The sequence below is a fragment of the Acinetobacter uliginosus genome, from assembly GCF_044130295.1.
GTDB lineage: Bacteria > Pseudomonadota > Gammaproteobacteria > Pseudomonadales > Moraxellaceae > Acinetobacter.
On the sequence record NZ_JBIQOC010000034.1, the window covers coordinates 1 to 240 of the forward strand.

Sequence of the window (240 nt, forward strand, 5' to 3'; positions counted from 1 at the left end):
GATTTGAATGCCATTTGATTTCAATACATCAATAAATGCATCACTGGTGAACTGACTGCCTTGGTCTGTATTCAATATTTCAGGTGATCCATATTTTTCAATCGCTTCATTTAAAGCCGAAATACAAAAATCCACCTCCATACTAATCGATACCCTATGCGCAAGTACCTTGCGGCTATGCCAATCAATCACAGCACATAAATAAACAAAGCCTTTTGCCATAGGGATATACGTTATATC

1 protein-coding gene is annotated in these 240 nt (G+C 37.1%); it reads right to left on the reverse strand.

Translation table 11 applies throughout. The features are described 5' to 3' along the window. Nucleotides 1-240: DDE-type integrase/transposase/recombinase (locus ACE01T_RS08220; protein WP_395519100.1), on the reverse strand; the 240-nt coding region annotated here is incomplete at both ends.